The organism is Streptomyces sp. NPDC006012 (genome assembly GCF_042871185.1).
In the GTDB taxonomy this organism is placed as follows: Bacteria; Actinomycetota; Actinomycetes; order Streptomycetales; family Streptomycetaceae; genus Streptomyces.
The window spans coordinates 377940-398366 of sequence record NZ_JBIAIE010000005.1; the positions used below are offsets into that span (position 1 = coordinate 377940).

Genomic DNA, 20427 nt, shown 5'->3' on the forward strand with positions numbered 1-20427 from the left:
AAGAGCACTGAGGAGACACGTGAGCGGCAAGGGTGCACCGGAACTGTCCGTCAAGAACGTCGGGGACCTCAAGGTCGCCGTCATCGCGGCGCAGTGGCACGAGAAGGTGATGGACGGACTGGTCGACGGCGCCCTGCGCGCCCTGCGCGACCTCGGGATCGAGGAGCCGGCCCCGCTCCGGGTCCCCGGCAGCTGGGAGCTGCCGGTGGCCGCCAGGGCACTGGCCGGCCGCGGCTACGACGCCGTGGTCGCCCTCGGTGTCGTCATCCGCGGTGGCACGCCCCACTTCGACTACGTGTGCCAGGGGGTCACCCAGGGACTGACCCAGGTGGCAGTGGAGACCGGCGTGCCCGTCGGCTTCGGCGTGCTGACCTGCGACACCGAGGAGCAGGCTCTGGACCGCGCCGGTCTGGACGGCTCCCACGAGGACAAGGGCCACGAGGCGGTGACCGCCGCGGTCGCGACCGTCGCGGCACTCCGTTCGGTATCCGAGACCGGGCACTGACGAGTCCCCACAACCGCGTAGGGTGGGGATCACCATGTCGAAGAAGACGTTCGAGGAGCTGTTCACGGAGCTCCAGCACAAGGCCGCACACGCCGACCCGGCCGGCTCCCGCACCGCCGAACTGGTCGGCAAGGGAGTCCATGCCATCGGCAAGAAGGTCGTCGAGGAGGCAGCCGAGGTCTGGATGGCCGCCGAGTACGAGGGCAAGGACGCGGCCGCCGAGGAGATCTCCCAGCTGCTGTACCACGTCCAGGTGATGATGGTCGCCCGCGGCATCTCCCTGGACGACGTCTACGCCCATCTCTAGGCCGTCCGGCCGAGCCCACGGGCAAGCTCCGCACACTCCCCGCCCCGTCACACGAAGGAAGCCGACCTCATGCTGCGCATCGCCGTCCCCAACAAGGGTTCCCTGTCCGGCCCTGCGGCGGACATGCTGCATGAGGCCGGCTACCGGCAGCGCCGGGAGTCCAAGGAACTCCGGATCGTCGACCCGGCGAACGAGGTCGAGTTCTTCTACCTCCGCCCCCGCGACATCGCGATCTACGTCTCCTCCGGCCGGCTCGACATCGGCATCACCGGCCGCGACCTGCTGGTCGACTCGGGCGCCAACGCCGAGGAGATCCTGCCGCTCGGCTTCGCCCGCTCCACGTTCCGCTACGCCACCAGGCCCGGCATCGCGAGCGGCGTCGCGGACCTCGACGGCAGGACGGTGGCCACCTCCTACGAGGGCATCGTCGCCAAACACCTCGCCGACCAGGGCATCGACGCCTCCGTTGTCCACCTCGACGGTGCCGTGGAGACCGCCATCGAACTCGGTGTGGCCGAGGTCATCGCCGACGTCGTCGAGACCGGCACCTCACTGCGCAACGCCGGCCTGGAGATCATCGGCGAGCCGATCATGAAGTCCGAGGCGGTCGTCATCCGCCGCACCGGCGCCCACGCCGACGACGTGGCCGAGCCGAAGGTCCAGCAGTTCCTGCGCCGGCTCCAGGGCGTCCTGGTCGCCCGGACGTACGTGATGATGGACTACGACTGCCGGGCCGAGCACCTGGAGGAGGCCGTCGCCATCACGCCCGGCCTGGAGGGCCCGACCATCTCGCCCCTGCACAACGAAGGCTGGGTCGCCGTCCGCGCCATGGTTCCGGCCGAGGACGCCCAGCGGATCATGGACGATCTGTACGACATCGGCGCGCGGGCCATCCTGACCACGGCCATCCACGCCTGCCGCCTGTGACGCCGAGGAGACCGTGCCTCCCATGTCCGACCTGTCCGACCTGCCCGACCTGCCCGTGACCTTCCGCCCGAACCGCACCCGGGTGATCCTGCTCACCGCCGGTGTGGCGATCTTCGTGGTGATAGGCGGAGTAGCGCTGCTGCTGGAGCAGCTCAACCCCGGGGAACAGCTCAGCTTCTTCCTCGTCGGAGCACTGATCTTCTGGGTGCTGGCGCTGCTCGCCCGGGTCCGGGTCGTCGCCGACGAGTCCGGTGTCACCGTCGTGAACATCGCCAGCAGGCGCCGTCTGGAGTGGGCGGAGATCCTCCGGGTGAACCTCCGTCCGGGCGACCCCTGGGTCTTCCTCGACCTCAGCGACGGCTCCAGCCTGCCTGCGCTCGGCATCCAGCCGGGCATCGCCAAACAGAGCGCCATCGCCGACGCGAGCGTCCTACGGGCTCTCGCCGAGGCCCGCGCCGGACAGGGCCCGGAGCGGCTGCACAGCTGACTCGGGGCCCGGCCGCCCTGCCACGTCGGCCGGTGTCTTGATTAATCTGGTGGGCGGAGGCGTTCCCGTTGTGCCTCCGCCCCTGCTGTGCCGCCCGGCGCACAGGGGTTCCTGCTACCCGAGGAGTGACCCCCTCCGGCGATGGACGGATCGTCCTGTAGTACCTGCGCCGCCCCCTCCCGACATACCGTGGAGGCGGCGGCATCATGAGCACACCCCTGCTGCTCCTCGCAGCCGCATTCCTGCTGATTCTCGCCAACGGCTTCTTCGTGGCGGCCGAGTTCGGCCTGGTGACGGTCGAGCGGCCGGACGCCGAGAAGGCCGCGGCCGACGGCGACCGGCGCGCCCGCACGGTCGTCGAGTCGCTCAAGGAGCTGTCCTTCCAGCTCTCCGGCACCCAGCTCGGCATCACCATCACCTCCCTGGTCGTCGGCATGCTCGCCGAACCGGCCCTCGCGGAGCTGCTGAACGGCCCGGTCACCGCCACCGGCATCCCCGACGGCGCCGTCCCCGGCGTCGCCGTCGTCATCGGCATGCTGCTCGCCTCCGCGATCCAGATGGTGATCGGCGAACTCGTACCGAAGAACTGGGCGGTGTCCAGGCCGCTGCAGGTCGCCCGGTTCGTCGCGGGCCCGCAGCACCGCTTCGCCCGGCTGCTGCGCCCGGTGATCGCCGCGCTGAACGCGGCCGCCAACCGGCTGGTACGCGCCCTGGGCGTCGAACCCGCCGAGGAGCTGGCCTCCGCCCGCACCCCCGGCGAACTCGTCTCGCTGGCCCGGCACTCCGCCCAGGCCGGCGCACTGGAACAGGACACGGCCGACCTGTTCGTGCGGACGCTGTCGCTGGGCGAGCTGACCGCACAGCACGTCATGACCCCGCGGGTGAAGGTCAGCGCGCTCCAGTCCTCGGCCACCGCCGAGGACGTCGTCAACCTCACCCGGGCCACCGGGCTGTCCCGCTTCCCCGTCTACCGGGAGAGGATCGACGAGATCGTCGGCATGGTCCATCTCAAGGACGCCCTGGCCATCCCGCCGCACGAGCGGCTGCGCACCCCGGTCCGCCGGATCGCCCGCAAGGCGCTGCTGGTCCCGGAGACCCTGCGCGTCCAGCCGCTGCTGGCCCGGCTGCGCAGCGAGCAGCCCATCGCCGTCGTCGTCGACGAGTACGGCGGCACCGCCGGCGTGGTGACCCTGGAGGACATCGTCGAGGAACTCGTCGGCGAGGTCCGCGACGAGCACGACGGCCAGGACGTCCCCGAACTCGCACCCGCACCGCCCGAGGACGGCCGACCCGCCTGGGACGTCGACGGCAGCTGCCGCGTCGACGTCCTGCAGCGGATAGGCCTCGACGTCCCCGAGGGGCCGTACGAGACCGTCGCCGGCCTGGTCGCCGACCTGCTCGGCCGCATCCCGGCGAGCGGCGACCGGGCCGAGCTGCCCGGCTGGCGGCTTTCGGTGCGCCAGGTCGGGCACTACCGGGCGGAACGGGTCCGGCTGGTGCGCACCGTCCCCGTGGCCCCGGCCGTGGAGGCGGCCCGATGAGCCTGCTGCAACTCTTCTTCGCCGCGCTGCTCGTGCTCGCCAACGGCTTCTTCGTGGGCGCCGAGTTCGCGCTCGTCTCCGTACGCCGCAGCCAGATCGAACCGCTCGGCACCGCACGGGCCCGCCAGGTGCTGTACGGCCTGGAACGGCTGCCGCAGATGATGGCCGCCGCCCAGTTCGGCATCACCGTGTGTTCACTGACCCTGGGCGCGGTCGCCGAGCCGACGGTGGCGCAACTGCTGGAGCCCGCGTTCGAGTGGATCCATCTGCCGCACGGCATGATCCACCCGCTCGGCTATGTCGTCGCCCTCGCCGCGGTGGTCTTCTGCCACCTGCTGATCGGCGAGATGGTGCCGAAGAACCTGGCGATGGCCGCACCGGAGAAGACGGCGCTGTGGCTCAGCCCCGGCCTGGTCGCCTTCGCCCGCCTGTGCAAGCCGATCACCGTGGCGCTCGGCGCCTGCGCCCAGGGCATCCTGCGGCTGTTCCGCGTCGAACCCAAGGACGAGGTCGAGGCCGTCTTCACCAGCGTGCAGCTGGGCCGGCTGGTGGAGGACTCCGGGCAGGCGGGGCTCCTCGCCCCCGAGGAGCAGGAGCGCCTGGAGGACGCGCTGGAACTGGGCTCGCGCCCGGTCACCGACGTACTCCTCGGGCGGGAGTCGCTGGTGACGGTGCCCCCCTCGGCCACCCCGGGGCAGATCGTCCGGCTCACCGCGGAAACCGGATTCTCCCGCTTCCCGGTCGCCACCGAGTCCGGCGCCTTCATGGGCTATCTGCACGTGAAGGACGTCCTCGACCTGGAGGAGTCGGAGCGGGCCGTGCCGCAGCAGGTGTGGCGGCCGATGACCACGCTCCGGGCCGAACTGCCGCTGGACGACGCGCTCACCGTGATGCGGCGGGCCGCCACCCACCTGGCGCAGGTGGCCGACGCGTCCGGCCGGATCCTCGGTCTGGTCGCGCTGGAAGACGTACTGGAGCTGCTGGTCGGCGAAGTACGCGATCCCGCGCACCGCCGGGCCGGCGGCCCCAAGGTGACGGAGCCGCGGGTGAGCGGGGAGCCGGAGGAGGCGTTGGCGGGCTGAGCCGGACCGGGGCGGTCGGCCGGGCAGGTCCGACGGGCCGGGCCTTCGGCCGGGACCGGTCCGGCCGCCCGCACCGGGGCGCGGGATCCGCGGGTCACCTGGCCGACGGATCCTGCGGCCCCCGCCCCGACAGCACCTCGCCGTACGCCTGCATCAGATCGGGCAGCCGCAGCGTCGCCAGGTCGTCCCGGGACAGCGCTCCGGGACAGCCCGACAGCCGCAGATCACGGTAGGCGCAGCTCTTTTCGTACAGCGTCCGCAGGAACCGTCCGTTGCCCAGTTCGTCGATCCACCCCTGGTCGACCACGTGCCCGGCGATGGACCGCAGCTCGTCCAACGCCTCCTCGTCCCACACGTCGCCGTTCTCCTCGGCGAGCACCTCGCCGATCGCGGTGAGTTCCAGCGGCCGGTAGGAGGGGAAGTCGACGCGGCTGGTGAAGCGGGACGACAGCCCGGGGTTGGCGGCCAGCAGGCGGTCCATGCCCTCGGGATAGCCGGCCAGGATCACCACCAGGTGGTCCCGGTTGTCCTCCGCCCGCTTGAGCAGCACCTGAAGTGCCTCGTCACCGTAGGCGTCGCCCTTGCCGTAGCCGGAATTGGACAGCGAGTACGCCTCGTCCACGAACAGCACGCCGCCGATCGCCGAGTCGATCAGCTCGTTGGCCTTCACGGCGGTCTGGCCCAGGTACTCGCCGACCAGGTCGGCCCGCTGGGCCTCCACCATGTGGTCGCCGCCGAGCAGCCCGAGGGCGTAGAAGACCCGGCCGAGGATGCGGGCGACGGTGGTCTTGCCGGTGCCCGAGGGGCCGGAGAAGACGAAGTGCCGCTTCGGCGGCTGTACCGGCAGTCCCTGACCGGCCCGCAGCCGCGCCATGTTCAACTGCGCCGACAACGCCTTGACCTGGCGTTTCACCGGCTCCAGCCCCACCATGCGCTCCAGTTCGGCGAGCGCTTCCTCCAGCAGGGCGGGATCGGTGGGACCGGGGGGCAGCGGCGGCGACGGCAGACCGGCCCGCTGCCGTACCGTCGGATCGGTCACCGCCGGCAGCGAGCCGGCCGGCGGCAGGTCGGGCTCGGGCAGCCGCAGGTCGCGGCCCTCGGTGCCGAAGAAGGGGTCGAGCAGGTCCGGGCCGTCCACGCTGTCCTGCCCGGCCCCGGTGAGCATGATCGCCGCGAGGTCCGCCGCGTCGTCGTACCCGTCGCCCTCGGCGATGGCGGCGAGCCGCGCCGAGGTGTCCATGAAAGCGGGGTCGACCCGGTGCACCGCCCGGTACAGGGGGAGGGCGGCGGCGCTGCGGCCCGTGCCCTCGTGCGCCCGGGCCAGCCAGTAGCGCAGCTCCTTGCGCTGCGGCTGCTCGCTGCGGCAGCGCATCAGGGCCGCCGCCAGCAGCGGTTCCGCCTGGCCGTACATCTCCAGGCGGACCCGGGCCATGCCGCCGAACAGGCCCGCCTCGATGCCGAGCATGGCGTCGTCCTGCAGCGAGTCGGTGTGCCGGACGAGCTGTTCCCAGTCCTTGACGAGATACGCGCGGCAGGCGTGCAGGAAGCGGACCTGCGGGTCGGTGTCCACGGGCGGCAGGCCGGCCAGCGCCCGGTCGAGCTCCGGCACATGGCGGCCGTCCAGCCAGTGCGAGGAGTGCGCGAGCAGCAGGTCGCGCGGGCTCTCCAGCACCGGTTGCACCCACCAGCCCAGCCAGTACCAGGAGTTGAGGGCCCGGCGGTGCCGGGCCCGCTGCTCGCCGAAGCGGTCCCGGTGCCGGAACATCCGCAGCAGCGCGGTCGTCGTGTCGACGCGCAGCGCGTGCAGCCCGAGCCAGGCGTCGGCCATCCCCGGATCCAGCCGCACCGCGGTGTGGAACTCTTCTTCCGCCTGTGGATAGGCGCCCATCGTGTAGGCGTCCACGCCTCGCAGCCAGGCGAGGTCGGCAGGGGCCTCGGGGCCCTGCGTGCCGAAGTCCATCACGTCCCCCACAAACCGTGCCCCGGTTGGTTCACCGCCGGGCGTGTGCCCGGTGGTCGCCTTTGGTCGAACCGCTGTGCCGCGGACCGGAGTTGCAGGTGCGCGAAACTGCCGATCGTAGGTCGCACCAGGGGCATCGTACCCGCGCGGTGGGCGCCCGCCGAAGGGTGTCGCACGGGCCGTTTGACGAGGTGGGAGCAGACGGGGCGCACACCGCACAGTGACCGTGGGTGAGCGGATCGGCGCGGTGCGCGTGCGGGAAAGGGGGGTGCTGGCAGAACGAAGCCCCCGATCACGGGGGAACAACCGGGGGCCTCGCGTCTGTGGGCGGCTCCGAATGGCCGCACATCGAGAACGTAAGTCCTGTACGGCCCCCGGGTCAAGCGGAGTTGAAGCGACCGGAGAAGTTCTCATGCAGAGACCTTCACAAGGTCAGCACACGGCCGACGGGCCATCACCCAGTGTGACGATCCGGTCGGATCCGCCGGGGGCGGCGGGCCCCGGGAGCACCTCGTACCCCTGCTGTGACTGGCGTACCAGCAGGTCGGCGTACGGCCGTGAAGGGTCCGCGGCGAAGTGCCGGCGCTCCGCCGCGACCCAGCCGGCCCAGAACTCCCGCTGCTCGCTCCCGTCCCGCAGGCGCCCGCGGGCCCAGGACTCCTCGCGTGCCAGCTCCATCCACAGCAGCCCCGCCAGATGCGGCCGCAGGGCCCGCCGGCCCGCCCCGACGCCCTCGACGAGGACCACGGGTGCCGGGTGCAGCGGGCGCGGTGGGCCGAAGGACCGCGCCCGCCAGTCGTAGGGGGCGTACGACGCGCTCGCGCCCCGGGCCAGTGGTTCGATCACCTGGGCCAGCAGCCGTGCGGTCCAGCCGAACAGTTCGTCGTGGCTCGCGATGTCGTCGAGGTGCAGCACCGGCGCCCCGCCCAGAGCGGCGGCCACCTTCCCGGTGAACGTGGATTTCCCCGAGCCCGCGTGGCCGTCGATGCCGATCAGCCGGACCGGACCGCAGGACGGCGGGCGGCGGCGCAGTCGGGAGGCGAGGTCGTGCATGGCGGATCCCGGGGCGAGGGTGCGTGGGCGGTATTTCGGAAACATCCTAGTGGCGCCCGTGGGACCGGTCCGGTGCCGCCAGTGGACGAGACCAATATTCGTGGGCGCGGCCTGGGTCGAAGTGCTGGCAGGGGCATGCCGCCTGATCCATAGTTGGCGGACAACAGCACGGCCGTCGGGCCCGCGGGCAGCCCCGCCGCGGAGCGGACCTGTGCAGACACGGACACCTGGGGGTACTTCCGCCGATGAGCAACGCCGAACACCCGTCCCGTAGAACCGTCCTGACCGTCGCGGTCGCCGCCGCCGTGGCCTCGGGCGCAGGACCGGCGGCCGCCGCGTCCGCGTCCGTCCCCGACACCGACGACCCGGCACCCGCCCCGACCGCGGACTACCGCGCCTGGACCACGTACGCCGACTGGCGTTCCGGTGCCGTCAAGGGAGCGCGGGCCGTCACGGGCGCCCGGCCCGGCGTGGTGATCGCCGCCCCCGCGGGCACCACCGACTACACCGACCCGCACACCGGCACCACCGCCGCCTGGGAGTACGCCACCTGGACCTCGCCGGTCCACCGCCTCTCCGTCCCGTCGACCGAGGCCATCGCCTCCTGGAACGCGCACACCCCGGAGGGCACCTGGCTCCAGGTCGAGCTGAGCGGGACGTACTCCGACGGCACGCCGACCCCGTGGTACGTGATGGGCCGCTGGGCCGCCGGTGACCAGGACATCCGGCGGACCTCCGTGGACGGCCAGAGCGACGGCAGGAGCAGCGTCTGGACGGACACCTTCGCCATCGACGACGCCTCCACGGGGCTGCGCCTGGTGTCGTACCGGCTCCGGCTCACCCTCTACCGCAGGCCCGGCACGAAGCTGACCCCCACCGTCTGGCGGCTCGGCGCGATGGGCTCCGACGTCCCGGACCGCTTCACCGTCCCGGCCTCCACGCCCGGCCTCGCCCAGGAACTGGTCGTCCCGCGGTACTCGCAGGAGGTGCACGCGGGCCAGTACCCGGAGTACGACAACGGCGGTGAGGCGTGGTGCAGCCCCACCTCCTCGCAGATGATCATCGAGTACTGGGGCGGCCGGCTCACCCCCGAGCAGTTGTCCTGGGTCGACCCGGACTACGCCGACCCGCAGGTGGACCACGCCGCCCGGTACACCTACGACTACCAGTACGCGGGCTGCGGCAACTGGCCGTTCAACGCGGCCTACGCGGCCACCTTCCAGGGCTTGCAGGGCGTGGTCACCCGGCTCGGCTCGCTCACCGACCTGGAGACGCTGATCGCGGCCGGCATCCCGGCCATCACGTCCCAGTCGTTCCTCAAGACGGAGCTGACCGGTGCCGGGTACGGCACCTCGGGGCACCTGATGACGGTGATCGGCTTCACCGCCGAGGGCGATGTGATCGCCAACGACCCGGCCTCGCCGGACAACCAGGCGGTGCGCCGCGTCTACCCGCGGCGCGAGTGGGAAAATATCTGGCTCAGGACCAAGCGGTACAACGCCAGTGGCGCGGTGGCGTCGGGCACCGGCGGGGTCTGCTACCTCTACTTCCCGGCGCAGCCGACGGCACGCCAGCGGCAGGCGCTCGCGGCGGTCGGTGTGCGCTGAGCCGATGGGCGGCGCGGCTCCCGGGCACCGGCCCCTGGTGCCCGGGGGCTGTGCCGCCTGTGACAGCCGGGGGCTGTGCGCCTGTGACCAACCTCTCCGCCGCGCGGGCCGCCGGCGGTGGCATGGTGGACAGCACGGTGGGGGAGTCCGTCCAGCGCAGCCGACCCAGTGAGATGTCATGACCGCACACTCAGCTTCCGCCGTCCGTACCCGCACCGGTGGCCCCCGGGACGACGGGCCGAAAGTCCTTGAGCACGTGGTGGGCTGGACCCTGGTCGTGGTCCTGGCCATGCTCGTGACCCAGCTGGGCCTGCTGTGATGTGCTGACCTGCCGTGGACGTCCGGCATTGCCGTGGACGTCCGGCAGCCTCTTGGGACCGGGTCCGGATCGAACACCGACCGGCTGCCCGCCGCCGTCCGGCCGCGGGCGCGCGGTGCTGTGAGTTCGCGTCCCCGCCGTCCCACCGGCCGCAGGGACGACCGAGGCGGGACGCGGGCCCCTCGGCCCCCGCCCCGCCCTGCGCCGCTGGTCCTAGCTGATGGCCTTGATCAGTTCGCCGTTCGAGGTGTCCCCGCTCAGCTCCCAGAGGAAGGTGCCGCCGAGGCCCTGCTCGTTCTTGTAGGTCATCTTGGTCGCGATGGTCGACGGGGTGTCGTAGCTCCACCAGTCGCTGCCGCACCTGGCGTACGCGGTGCCGCCCACGGTGCCGGTCGCCGGGCACTTGGTCTTGAGCACCTTGTAGTCGTCGATGCCCTGATCATAGGTACCCGCCGCCGGGCCGGTCGCCGTGCCGCCGGGTGCGTCCTGGGTGACGCCGGTCCAGCCGCGGCCGTAGAAGCCGATGCCGAGCAGCAGCTTGTCGGCCGGTACGCCGAGGCCCTTCAGCTTCGCGATGGTCGCGGAAGAGTTGAAATCGGCCTTCGGGATGCCGGAGTAGGAGGTCAGCGGCGAGTGCGGGGCCGTCGGACCGGTCGCGTCCCAGGCGCCGAAGAAGTCGTACGTCATCGGGTCGTACCAGTCGACGTACGGGGCCGCGCCCGCGTAGTCCGCGGCGTCGATCTTGCCGCCGCTGGAGGCGTCCGCGGTGATCGCCGCGGTCACCAGGCTGCTGGAGCCGAACTTCGAGCGCAGCGCCGCCAGCACGTTCTTGAAGGCGTCCCGGCCGCTGGTGTCGCAGGTGTTGCCGCAGGCGTTCGGGTACTCCCAGTCGATGTCGATGCCGTCGAAGAGGCCCGCCCACTTGGAGTTGTTCACCAGGTCGTAGCAGGACTGGGCGAACCCGGCGGGGTCCTTCGCCGCCTCGCCGAAGCCCGCGGACCAGGTCCAGCCGCCGAAGGACCACAGGATCTTCAGGCCGGGGTGCTTCTGCTTCAGCTTGAGGAGCTGGTTGAAGTTGCCGCGCAGCGGCTGGTCCCAGGTGTCCGCGACGCCGTCCACGGACTCCGCGGCGGTGAAGGCCCGGTCGGTCGCCGCGTTGGCGTCGCCCATCGCGCACTTGCCTCCGGTGACGTTGCCGAAGGCGTAGTTGATATGGGTCAGCTTGTCGGCCGAGCCGGAGGTCTCGACGTTCTTGACGAAGTACTTGCGGTCGTAGACGCCCCATTCCGTGAAGTAGCCGACGACCTTGGAACCTGCGGCGGCGGCCTTCGGTGCCGGGGCGGTGGCGGCCGTGGGGGCCGCCGCCGTGGCGCTGCCCGCGCCGGCCAGCAGCCCGGCGCCGAGGACGGCGCCGCACACGGCCGAGAGCAGCCCCCGCAGGGGGCGGGAACGAAGGGAAACGTGCATCGGTGTGTCTCCTCGTGGGGGAGAGGGGAACGCGCGCCGATTGGCATGAACGCGATCAAGCGTTGACCCGAGAGGCTAGGAGGACTAGACCACTCTGGTCAATGGTTCGGACCGGCTTCGGGATTCGGAACGGGTGGAACATCTGCCGGAGTAAGCGCTCGTTAACCCGTGACCGTAGGGCGCTGATCGGGCATACTCGCAGCACACAGCCGTAGGCCGGCGTCTTCCGCAACTCGGGAGCGCGCGCCGCGACAGCGGAGGAACGACCCAGGCGGAGCCGCCCCACCCGCGGCGCGCGTTCGCCGATTCGCCCGACAAGGGAGGAGGCCGTCGCCATGTCCGACCGTGCCCTTCAGCCCGTGGAGCGTCAGCTGCCCACGGACGAGGCCAGGGACCTGATCTCGCTCGTCCGCGAGATCGCCCAGCGTGAGATCGCCCCGCGAGCGGCCGAGGAAGAGGACGCCGGGCGCTTCCCGCGCGAGATCTTCACCCTGCTCTCCGAATCCGGACTGCTCGGCCTGCCCTACGACGCCGAGTACGGCGGCGGTGACCAGCCCTACGAGGTCTACCTCCAGGTCCTGGAGGAACTGGCCGCGGCCCGGCTCACCGTCGGCCTCGGGGTCAGCGTGCACACCCTGGCCTGCTATCCGCTCGCCGCCCACGGCAGCAAGGAACAGCGGGCCGGGCACCTGCCCGCCATGCTCGGCGGCGGACTGCTCGGCGCCTACTGCCTCTCCGAGCCGTCCTCCGGCTCGGACGCCGCCTCCCTGCGGACCAAGGCGGTGCGCGCGGACGCGGGCGCCGCCCGGGGCGGGGACACCGCCGGCGCGAGCGGGGCCGGGCGGGGCCCGGACTGGGTGATCGACGGCACCAAGGCGTGGATCACGCACGGCGGGGTCGCCGACTTCTACACGGTGATGGCGCGCACCGGAGCGGAAGGAGCGCGCGGGATCACCGCCTTCCTGGTGCCCGGCGACGCCGAGGGCCTGAGCGCGGCGGCGCCGGAGAAGAAGATGGGCATGAAGGGCTCGCCCACCGCCCAGATCCACTTCGACGGTGTAAGGGTGTCCGACGAGCGGCGGATAGGTGAGGAGGGCCAGGGCTTCGGCATCGCCCTCGCCGCACTCGACTCCGGGCGGCTCGGCATAGCCGCCTGCGCGATCGGGCTGGCCCAGGCGGCGCTGGACGAGGCCGTCGGCTATGCCGCCGGCCGCCGGCAGTTCGGGCGGCCGATCTCCGACTTCCAGGGCCTGCGCTTCCTGCTCGCCGACATGGCGACCCAGATCGAGGCGGGCCGCGCGCTCTACCTGGCCGCCGCCCGGCTGCGTGACGCGGGTCTTCCGTTCGCCAAGCAGGCGGCCATGGCCAAGCTGCACTGCACCGACACCGCGATGAAGGTGACCACCGACGCGGTGCAGGTGCTCGGCGGATACGGCTACACCGCCGACTTCCCGGTGGAGCGCTACATGCGCGAGGCGAAGGTGCTGCAGATCGTCGAGGGCACCAACCAGATCCAGCGGATGGTCATCGCCCGGCACCTGGCGGGGCCCGAGGGGCGCTGAACTCACCTGGCGGGGCCGGGTGCCCTTCGGGTGCCGTGGTCCGGGGGCCGGTGCGGCTCCCGGTCGCCGTGGGCGGGCGCACGCGGCGGCGGGGCAGGCCGCCGTCCCGGCCCACGTCGGCATCCGTGTCCGTGTCCGGGCCGCGTCCGGGGTCCGTCCTGTTCCGCCTCTGGCTTCGTCCGGTTTGCTGACGTACCGTCAGCTCCACTCTCTCCAGGGGGATTCCGTGGCCGACGACCGTCCCGTGCCGCTCGACGAGTACCCCGTGCACCAGGTGCCGCTGTCCATGAAGCACCTGGCCACCGGGGACCGGAACGCCTACGACCGCTGCATCTTCCACGTCCTCGACCACCAGGGACGCGCCCTGCTGATCCTCGGGCTCGGGGTCTACCCCAACCTGGGCGTGATCGATGCCTACGCCACTCTCCGGCTCGGCGACACCCTGCACGCGGTGCGCACCTCGGACGCGCTCGGCGACGACCGGATGCACCTCGCCGTCGGCCCGCTCAGGATCGAGGTCCAGGAGCCGCTGCGCCGGCTGCGGCTGACGGGCGAGGGCGCGCTGTCGTACGACCTGACGTGGACGGCCGCGTTCCCCGCCCTGTGGGAGCCCCACCACCTTCAGCGCCGCGGCGACCGGCTCACCCTGGAAGGGCGCCGATTCGTCCAGGCCGGCACCGTGGAGGGCGTGATCCGGGCCGGCGACGAGGAACTGCGGGTCGACGCCGCGGAGTGGACCGGCACCCGTGACCGCAGTTGGGGCGTGCGGCCGATACCGGGGGAGGAGGGCGGCCGGTTCGCCGAGGAGCAGCCGGCCGGGGGCTTCCACTGGATCTGGTGTCCCGTCCGCTTCGCCGACCGGTTCCTCATGGTGATCACCCAGGAGGACGCCGACGGCTACCGCACCCTCAACGACGCCACCCTCGTCCGACCCGGCCGGCGCGACCGCCAACTCGGCTGGCCCCGGGCCGAGATCGGCTACCGGTCCGGCACCCGCCACCCGGAGCGGGCGGTGATCCACCTGGGCGACCCGCGCGAGCCCCAGCCGCTCGACATGGAGGTGCTGACCTCCTCCCCGCTCGCGATCGGCGCCGGGTACCCGCCCGCCGACGACTGGCAGCACGGCACCTGGCGCGGCCGGGGCTGGACCGACAGCCGCACCTACGACCTCACCGACCCGCCGGCGCCGCCCTCCTCCCGGGCCGCCTTCGGGGTCGTCGACCACTCCGCCAGGTTCCGGTTCGACGGGCGGGTCGGGTACGGCATCTTCGAGCACGGCTCGTTCGGACGGCACGATCCCAGCGGATTCACCGGCTTCGACTCGGTGGCGCCCTGAAGGAGGTCGAGATGGCCACGGCACCGCGCCCCCGCACCACCACCCGCGACCCCGCGGACGTCGCCCGCCGGCTCACCGGCTGGCTCCGCACCAGACTGCCCGGCGCCACCGCGGTCCGGGTCTCCGTCCCCGCCTCGAACGGCATGTCCAGCGAAACCCTGCTGTTCGACATCGAGCACCCCGAACCGCCCGCCGGCTCTCCCGGCTCCGCCGGGGCGGGCGGTGCTCCCGGAACGGCCTGCGCGTTGCGGCTGGCGGCGGATCCGGCGGCGTACACCGTCTTCCCGCGCTACGACATGGTCCGTCAGTACCGCACCATGCGGCTGGTGGGCGAGCGCACCGACCTGCCGGTGCCGAAGGTGCTGTGGCTGGAGGAGGATCCCGGCCCGCTGGGTGCGCCGTTCTTCGTCATGGAGCGGGTTGCCGGACGGGTGCCCCCGGACGTCATGCCCTATACGTACGAGGGGAGTTGGCTGCACGCGGCGAGCCCCGCGGAGCGTGCGCACCTGGAGGCCGCCACGGTCGGGCTGCTGGCCCGGCTGCACGATCAGGTCCCGCCGGCCGAGGCGGGGTTCCTCGCGCTGCCGGGCGACGGCGACTGCCTGCGGCGGCACGTGACCGCACAGCGCGACTACTACGCCTGGGTGGTGGACGGCCTGCCCAGGTCACCGCTGATCGAGGCGGCGTTCGACCGGCTCGTCGAACTCTGGCCGCGGGAGCCCGCACAGCCCGTGCTCACCTGGGGAGACGCACGCATCGGGAACGTCGTCTACGACGGCTTCGACCCCGTCGGCGTACTCGACTGGGAGATGGCGGCGCTCGCCCCGCGCGAGGTGGACCTCGGCTGGACCATCTATCTGCACCGCTTCTTCCACGACCTGACGGTCGCCGCCGGACAGTGCGGACTGCCGGACCTGCTGCGCCGCGAACGAGTGGAGGAACGTTACGCCCGGCTCACCGGCCACCCGCCCCGGGACATGGACTTCCACATCCTGTACGCCGCCCTGCGGCACGCGATCGTCATGCTGCGCATCGCCTACCGGCAACTGCACTTCGGAGAAGTCGCCCGGCCGGCGGACCCGGACACGCTGATCCTGCACCACGCCAGCCTGCGGGCCATGGTGCAGGGCGATTATCGGGACTGACCGGGCCGGCTCAGGCGGCCTGGCGGCGCATTTCCGGTACCCGCATCGGGCGCGAGCTCGGGCCGCCGACGTGCGAGAAGGGCTGCGTCCGCCAGTCCAGGCTCTGCGGCAGCGTCAGCAGGAGGGCGGTGTCCTGTTCCTGGGGGGCGGCGGATTCGTCCGCGGACCGGGCCTGGGCGGCCGAACGGCCCGTGCCCGAGCACACCGTGAGACCGAACGGGTTCCACGGCGAGGCACACAGCGCGTGCTCCGGCAGGACGTCCTCGTCCGCCAGCAGGGCGATGGGCTGCGCGCAGTCCGGGCAGATCACCCGGTACATCTCGAAGGTTTCGTAGGCGTCGAGTTCCTCGATGTCGTCGGCGTAGGGTTCGACGCCCTCCGGCTGGGGCTCGACCGCCGGCTGCTGCCGCTTGGGCACGGTACGACCAGGGCGCTTAAGACTCTGCATGGGATTCTCCCCCTCGGGCTGGGCCGTGAAGGCACTGCGGCCTCGACCACAGCAAGCACTTCCCGTCCGCTCTCGGCGGTAATCACGAGAGCATTACGGAGCTAGCCCAAAGGATGTGGTGTTCGTCACACCCCCTTCGCGGCTGCCCGGTGCGGTTGTTTTGTCCCTCCGCAACGCGGCCGCCGGCCCTCGGGGACGGCTCAAACCGGGTATGACCTGGGTTGGTCGGGTATCCGAGGAGATCAAGCGCACGGTAAATTCTGGCGCCATGGAGGAGCTGGACCGTCAGATCGTGCAGTTGCTCGTCACGGACGGGCGGATGAGCTACACAGACCTGGGCAGGGCCACCGGCCTGTCCACGTCGGCCGTGCACCAGCGGGTGCGCCGGCTGGAACAGCGCGGAGTCATCCGCGGCTATGCCGCGATCGTCGACCCCGAGGCCGTGGGACTGCCCATGACCGCCTTCATCTCGGTGAAACCGTTCGACCCCAGCGCTCCCGACGACATCGCGGACCGCCTCGCCGGTATCCCCGAGATCGAGGCGTGCCACAGCGTCGCCGGCGACGAGAACTACATCCTCAAGGTACGGGTGGGCACACCGCACGAACTGGAGGAACTGCTGGCCCGGCTGCGGTCCCTCGCGGGTGTGTCCACGCGCACCACGGTGGTCCTGTCCACGCCGTACGAGGCCCGGCCGCCGAAGATCTGAGCCGCGGGCCCGCACGCACAGCTGCACCGCACGATCCTCTGAGGTCTCTGAGGTCTCTGCGGGCTGTGCGAGTCGTGCGGACCAGGTGGTGTCGGTGGTCTCGGCGGGCCCGGTCGGCTGCGCCGCGCGCGGCGTCGGCACCGACGGCGTGTCCCGTTTGCGTCCGCCCGGTCCGCGAGCACCTCCGCGGTACGCCCCGAGTGCCGTGCGGCCGGTGATCCGCGAGAGACTGTGGGGCATGAGCGAGCGACCCTCCGGCCCGAAGACCGTTCTCCTGCGCCGAGGAGAAGTGCACAGTCCCGCCGACCCCTTCGCGACCGCGATGGTCGTGGAGCACGGCCAGGTCGCCTGGGTCGGTTCCGAGGGTGCCGCCGACGCCTTCGCCGACGGCGTCGACGAGGTGGTCGACCTGGACGGCGCCCTGGTCACCCCGGCCTTCACCGACGCCCATGTGCACCTCACCTCCACCGGTCTGGCCCGCACCGGCCTCGACCTGTCGGCGGCCCCCACCCGCGAAGCGGCGCTGGCCCTGGTCCGCGAGTTCGCCGCGGCCCGCCCGGGCGACCGTGTGCTGCTCGGACACGGCTGGGACGCCGCCCGCTGGCCCGGCGGCCGGCCCCCGACCCGCGCGGAACTGGACGAGGCCACCGGCGGGCGCCCGCTCTACCTCTCCCGCATCGACGTCCACTCGGCCGTCGTGAGCACCGCCCTGCTGGACCTGCTGCCGGACCGGATCGCCCGCGAGGACGCCCCGCTCACCGGTGACGACCACCACACCGTGCGGGCCGCCGCGCTCGCGGCCGTCACGCCCGCCCAGCGCACCGAGGCGCAGCGGGCCGCCCTCGCGCACGCCGCCTCCCTCGGCATCGGCACCCTCCACGAGTGCGGCGGCCCGCGGATCTCCTCCGAGGACGACTTCACCGGCCTGCTGGAGCTCGCCGCGCGGGAGCCCGGCCCCCGCGTCGTCGGCTACTGGGCCGAACAGGGCGACGAGGGCGTCGCGAAGGCCCGGGAGCTGGGCGCGTTCGGCGCCGCGGGCGACCTGTTCGTGGACGGCGCCCTCGGCTCGCACACCGCCTGTCTGCACCAGCCCTACGCCGACGCCGACCACACCGGCCTCGGCTACCTCGACGCCGCGGCGGTCACCGCACACGTGATCGCCTGCACCGAGGCGGGGATGCAGGCGGGCTTCCACGCCATCGGCGACGCCGCGGTGACGGCCGTGGTCGAGGGCGTGCGCGGCGCCGCCGAGAAGATCGGCCTCGGCCGGATCCGCGCGGCCCGGCACCGGGTGGAGCACGCGGAACTCCTCACCCCCGAGACCATCGCCGCCTTCGCCGAACTGGGCCTGACCGCCTCCGTCCAGCCCGCCTTCGACGCGCTGTGGGGCGGTGCGGACGGCATGTACGCCCGACGGCTCGGCCCGGAGCGGGCCCGTGCGCTCAACCCGTTCGCGGCCCTGCTGCGCGCGGGCGTCCCCCTCGCCCTCGGCTCCGACAGCCCCGTCACGCCCCTCGACCCCTGGGGCACGGTGCGCGCGGCGGCCTTCCACCGCACGTCCGAGCACCGCATCTCGGTACGCGCCGCGTTCACCGCGCACACCCGTGGCGGCTGGCGGGCCGTGGGCCGGGACGACGCGGGCGTCCTGGTGCCCGGCGCTCCCGCGGACTACGCGGTGTGGCGCACCGACGAACTGGTCGTGCAGGCGCCCGACGACCGCGTCGCGCGCTGGTCGACGGACCCGCGCTCGGGCACGCCGGGACTGCCCGACCTGACCCCGGGCCGTGACCTGCCGGTCTGTCTGCGCACCGTGGTGGGCGGGCGGACGGTGTTCGTAGGGCCGGGCGAGTGATCTCCCGGGGTGGCGCGGCGGCGATCATCGTCCGCCGCCCCGTCGCGCGACCTGCGCATCCTCCGCGAGGACCTGGGACGAACAGGTATCCATGCAGGTCAAACGGCTGTTGACAGCCCCCGGCCGGGGGCCGGTAGGTTCGGCCGAGTCCACCACCGGACGCCCGACCGGGGAGCTTCCGCGCACTTGTCGCAGCGCCGCTGGGTCAGGGACGGTGCGCCGCACCGGGGCACCGTCGCTGGGAGCCAGGCTCAGCGCCCGCGCCGACGAGGGAACGTTCCGGCCGGTCGGGGAGGTGCGACCCGGGTGGGGCCCGGACGCTCAGTAGACAACGGCTTTCGGTCGACCCGCAGCCAGCGGGTCCCAGGTCGGCCCGAAGGGCGCCGGGCCTCCATCCGCAGCGGGAACCCGCGCCCGGCGCGTGGTCTTACCCCGCTCTTGCGGAATCGACACCGCCACACAAACCAGTCAGCACGTCATCGCAGGCGACGGCCACTATGGTGGACCCCTGCGTACGACATGAAGGGACAGCAGTGAACGACGGCGACGGGACCCCCGCGGCTCAGTCCGGGGGAAGGCAGTTCGGTCCGCTCGGTACGGCTTTGGTGATCATCCCGACCTACAACGAGGCGGAGAACGTCAAGGCGATCGTCGGCCGGGTACGCAAGGCCGTCCCCGAGGCGCACGTGCTGGTGGCCGACGACAACAGCCCGGACGGCACGGGCAAGCTAGCCGACGAGCTCGCCGTCGCGGACGACCACGTCCAGGTGCTGCACCGCAAGGGCAAGGAGGGCCTGGGCGCCGCCTATCTCGCGGGCTTCCGCTGGGGCCTGGAGCACGGATACGGCGTGCTGGTCGAGATGGACGCCGACGGCTCGCACCAGCCCGAGGAACTGCCCCGGCTGCTGACCGCGCTCAAGGGCGCCGACCTGGTGCTGGGTTCCCGCTGGGTGCCGGGCGGCCGGGTGGTGAACTGGCCCAGGAGCCGGGAGTTCATCTCCCGCGGCGGCAGCCTCTATTCGCGGCTCGCCCTCGACCTGCCGCTGCGCGACATCACCGGCGGCTACCGCGCCTTCCGCCGCGAGACCCTCGAAGGTCTCGGTCTGGACGAGGTCTCCTCCCAGGGCTACTGCTTCCAGGTCGACCTCGCCCGCCGTGCCGTCAAGGCGGGCTACCACGTCGTAGAGGTCCCGATCACCTTCGTCGAGCGGGAACTGGGCGACTCCAAGATGAGCCGCGACATCCTCGTGGAGGCGCTGTGGCGGGTCACCTCGTGGGGCGTGGGCGAACGGGTCGGCAAGATCACGGGGAAGCGCAAGTCCTGACGTCCGGCCGGCAGCGGGCCGGCCGGACACTCGGCTGGACGGGCCCGGCATGGCGCCGGACGGGTCTGACGTTGCCGCCGGGCGGCCCGTGATCCGTCGCCGGCCGTCCGCGACGTGACCCGGCCGGTCGCAAGGTCCCGTGTCCCTTCCGACGGCGGCCGCCCCCTTGTCCCGTACAGAGCGGGATCCAGGCACACTGGGGGTATGACGACTGGCGCTCAGACTCCTCCGCCCCCGGCCCGGCCTCACCGCTCCCGGCTGCGCCGTTATCTGCCGCTGGGCATCGCCGTCTGGTTCGTCCTGGAGATCTGGCTGCTGACCCAGGTCGCCGGAGCGGCGGGCGGTTTCACGGTGTTCCTGCTGCTGGTGGCCGGCGTCGTGGCCGGTTCGGTGGTCATCAAGCGGGCGGGCCGCCGTGCCTTCCGGAGCCTGAACGAGGCGATGCAGCGCGGGGGGTCCCCGGAGCGCGGCGGCGGCAACGGCCTGATGATGCTGGGCGGCCTGCTCCTGATCGTTCCGGGGCTGGTCTCGGACGTGGCGGGTCTGCTGTTGCTGGTCCCACCGGTCCAGAAGGCCGTGAGCCGCTACGCGGAGCGGATCTTTGAGCGCAGGCTCGGCAAAGCGGCCCCCGGCTCCCTGGGGGACGCTTTCCAGCAGGCCCGCATGCACCGCCCCGACGGCAAGGTCGTCCAGGGTGAGGTCATCAAGGAGGAAGCCGGCGCACCGGAGGACGCGGCCCGCGAGCCGCGCCCGCCCCTGGCGCGCTGAGGCCCGCCGTGGCCCGTGCCGTCCATG

Annotated in this window: 19 protein-coding genes; 15 read left to right on the forward strand and 4 right to left on the reverse strand. The window is 72.4% G+C overall.

Going from position 1 to position 20427, the window contains the following annotated elements:
* Positions 1-19: 19 nt before the first annotated feature.
* The 6 genes from ribH (at position 20) to ACFYPJ_RS13195 (ending at position 4849) form a co-directional block, all read left to right on the forward strand.
* A complete protein-coding gene (gene ribH / locus ACFYPJ_RS13170; RefSeq protein ID WP_389014911.1) occupies positions 20-505 on the forward strand; it encodes a 6,7-dimethyl-8-ribityllumazine synthase in 486 nt (161 codons plus the stop codon).
* A 34-nt stretch (positions 506-539) separates the two neighbouring features.
* A complete protein-coding gene (locus ACFYPJ_RS13175; RefSeq protein ID WP_389014914.1) occupies positions 540-812 on the forward strand; it encodes a phosphoribosyl-ATP diphosphatase in 273 nt (90 codons plus the stop codon).
* 69 nt (positions 813-881) lie between these two features.
* The gene (gene hisG, locus ACFYPJ_RS13180) at positions 882-1739 is read left to right on the forward strand and encodes an ATP phosphoribosyltransferase (protein ID WP_389014917.1); all 858 of its coding nucleotides are present in this window, start codon (positions 882-884) and stop codon (positions 1737-1739) included.
* A 22-nt stretch (positions 1740-1761) separates the two neighbouring features.
* Positions 1762-2226 (forward strand): PH domain-containing protein, encoded by a 465-nt coding sequence (locus tag ACFYPJ_RS13185; RefSeq protein WP_389014920.1) that lies wholly within the window; start codon positions 1762-1764, stop codon positions 2224-2226.
* 206 nt (positions 2227-2432) lie between these two features.
* Complete coding sequence (locus tag ACFYPJ_RS13190) at positions 2433-3767, forward strand: hemolysin family protein (RefSeq protein ID WP_389014923.1); 1335 nt, start codon at positions 2433-2435, stop codon at positions 3765-3767.
* Complete coding sequence (locus ACFYPJ_RS13195; protein WP_389014926.1) at positions 3764-4849, forward strand: hemolysin family protein; 1086 nt, start codon at positions 3764-3766, stop codon at positions 4847-4849. Before ACFYPJ_RS13190 ends, ACFYPJ_RS13195 begins: the two co-directional genes overlap by 4 nt.
* A gap of 94 nt (positions 4850-4943) precedes the next feature.
* Here ACFYPJ_RS13195 and ACFYPJ_RS13200 read toward each other — a convergent pair whose 3' ends face one another.
* Entirely contained in the window at positions 4944-6809 is a 1866-nt protein-coding gene (locus ACFYPJ_RS13200) for an AAA family ATPase (RefSeq protein WP_389014929.1), read from the reverse strand.
* 432 nt (positions 6810-7241) lie between these two features.
* Positions 7242-7862, reverse strand: a complete 621-nt coding sequence (locus ACFYPJ_RS13205) for a uridine kinase (protein ID WP_389014932.1) — start codon at positions 7860-7862, stop codon at positions 7242-7244.
* A 245-nt stretch (positions 7863-8107) separates the two neighbouring features.
* Between ACFYPJ_RS13205 and ACFYPJ_RS13210 the strand changes: the two genes are divergently transcribed.
* A complete protein-coding gene (locus tag ACFYPJ_RS13210) occupies positions 8108-9469 on the forward strand; it encodes a peptidase C39 family protein (protein WP_389014935.1) in 1362 nt (453 codons plus the stop codon).
* A 178-nt stretch (positions 9470-9647) separates the two neighbouring features.
* Positions 9648-9788, forward strand: coding sequence for an SCO1431 family membrane protein (locus ACFYPJ_RS13215; protein WP_389014938.1), 141 nt, complete (start codon positions 9648-9650; stop codon positions 9786-9788).
* A 213-nt stretch (positions 9789-10001) separates the two neighbouring features.
* Here the strand turns inward: ACFYPJ_RS13215 and ACFYPJ_RS13220 are convergent, their stop codons facing one another.
* Positions 10002-11255, reverse strand: coding sequence for a glycoside hydrolase family 18 protein (locus ACFYPJ_RS13220; RefSeq protein WP_389014941.1), 1254 nt, complete (start codon positions 11253-11255; stop codon positions 10002-10004).
* A 335-nt stretch (positions 11256-11590) separates the two neighbouring features.
* On the opposite strand from ACFYPJ_RS13220, the gene ACFYPJ_RS13225 reads away from it, so the two are divergent.
* The 3 genes from ACFYPJ_RS13225 (at position 11591) to ACFYPJ_RS13235 (ending at position 15298) form a co-directional block, all read left to right on the forward strand.
* Complete coding sequence (locus ACFYPJ_RS13225) at positions 11591-12817, forward strand: acyl-CoA dehydrogenase family protein (RefSeq protein ID WP_389014943.1); 1227 nt, start codon at positions 11591-11593, stop codon at positions 12815-12817.
* A gap of 226 nt (positions 12818-13043) precedes the next feature.
* Positions 13044-14153, forward strand: coding sequence for a hypothetical protein (locus ACFYPJ_RS13230; RefSeq protein WP_389014946.1), 1110 nt, complete (start codon positions 13044-13046; stop codon positions 14151-14153).
* An 11-nt stretch (positions 14154-14164) separates the two neighbouring features.
* Positions 14165-15298 carry a phosphotransferase family protein gene (locus ACFYPJ_RS13235; RefSeq protein ID WP_389014949.1) on the forward strand — a complete coding sequence of 378 codons (1134 nt, stop codon included), beginning with the start codon at positions 14165-14167 and terminating at the stop codon, positions 15296-15298.
* 10 nt (positions 15299-15308) lie between these two features.
* Here the strand turns inward: ACFYPJ_RS13235 and ACFYPJ_RS13240 are convergent, their stop codons facing one another.
* On the reverse strand, positions 15309-15746 hold the full coding sequence (locus ACFYPJ_RS13240; protein ID WP_389014952.1) for a hypothetical protein: 438 nt from the start codon (positions 15744-15746) through the stop codon (positions 15309-15311).
* A gap of 268 nt (positions 15747-16014) precedes the next feature.
* Between ACFYPJ_RS13240 and ACFYPJ_RS13245 the strand changes: the two genes are divergently transcribed.
* The 4 genes from ACFYPJ_RS13245 (at position 16015) to fxsA (ending at position 20400) form a co-directional block, all read left to right on the forward strand.
* The gene (locus ACFYPJ_RS13245; RefSeq protein WP_389014955.1) at positions 16015-16455 is read left to right on the forward strand and encodes an Lrp/AsnC family transcriptional regulator; all 441 of its coding nucleotides are present in this window, start codon (positions 16015-16017) and stop codon (positions 16453-16455) included.
* A gap of 238 nt (positions 16456-16693) precedes the next feature.
* Positions 16694-18307, forward strand: coding sequence for an amidohydrolase (locus ACFYPJ_RS13250; protein WP_389014958.1), 1614 nt, complete (start codon positions 16694-16696; stop codon positions 18305-18307).
* Positions 18308-18840: 533 nt separating this feature from the next.
* Complete coding sequence (locus tag ACFYPJ_RS13255; RefSeq protein ID WP_389014961.1) at positions 18841-19632, forward strand: polyprenol monophosphomannose synthase; 792 nt, start codon at positions 18841-18843, stop codon at positions 19630-19632.
* Between the two features lie 204 nt (positions 19633-19836).
* Positions 19837-20400, forward strand: coding sequence for an FxsA family membrane protein (gene fxsA, locus ACFYPJ_RS13260; protein WP_389014964.1), 564 nt, complete (start codon positions 19837-19839; stop codon positions 20398-20400).
* The last annotated feature ends 27 nt before the right edge of the window (positions 20401-20427 follow it).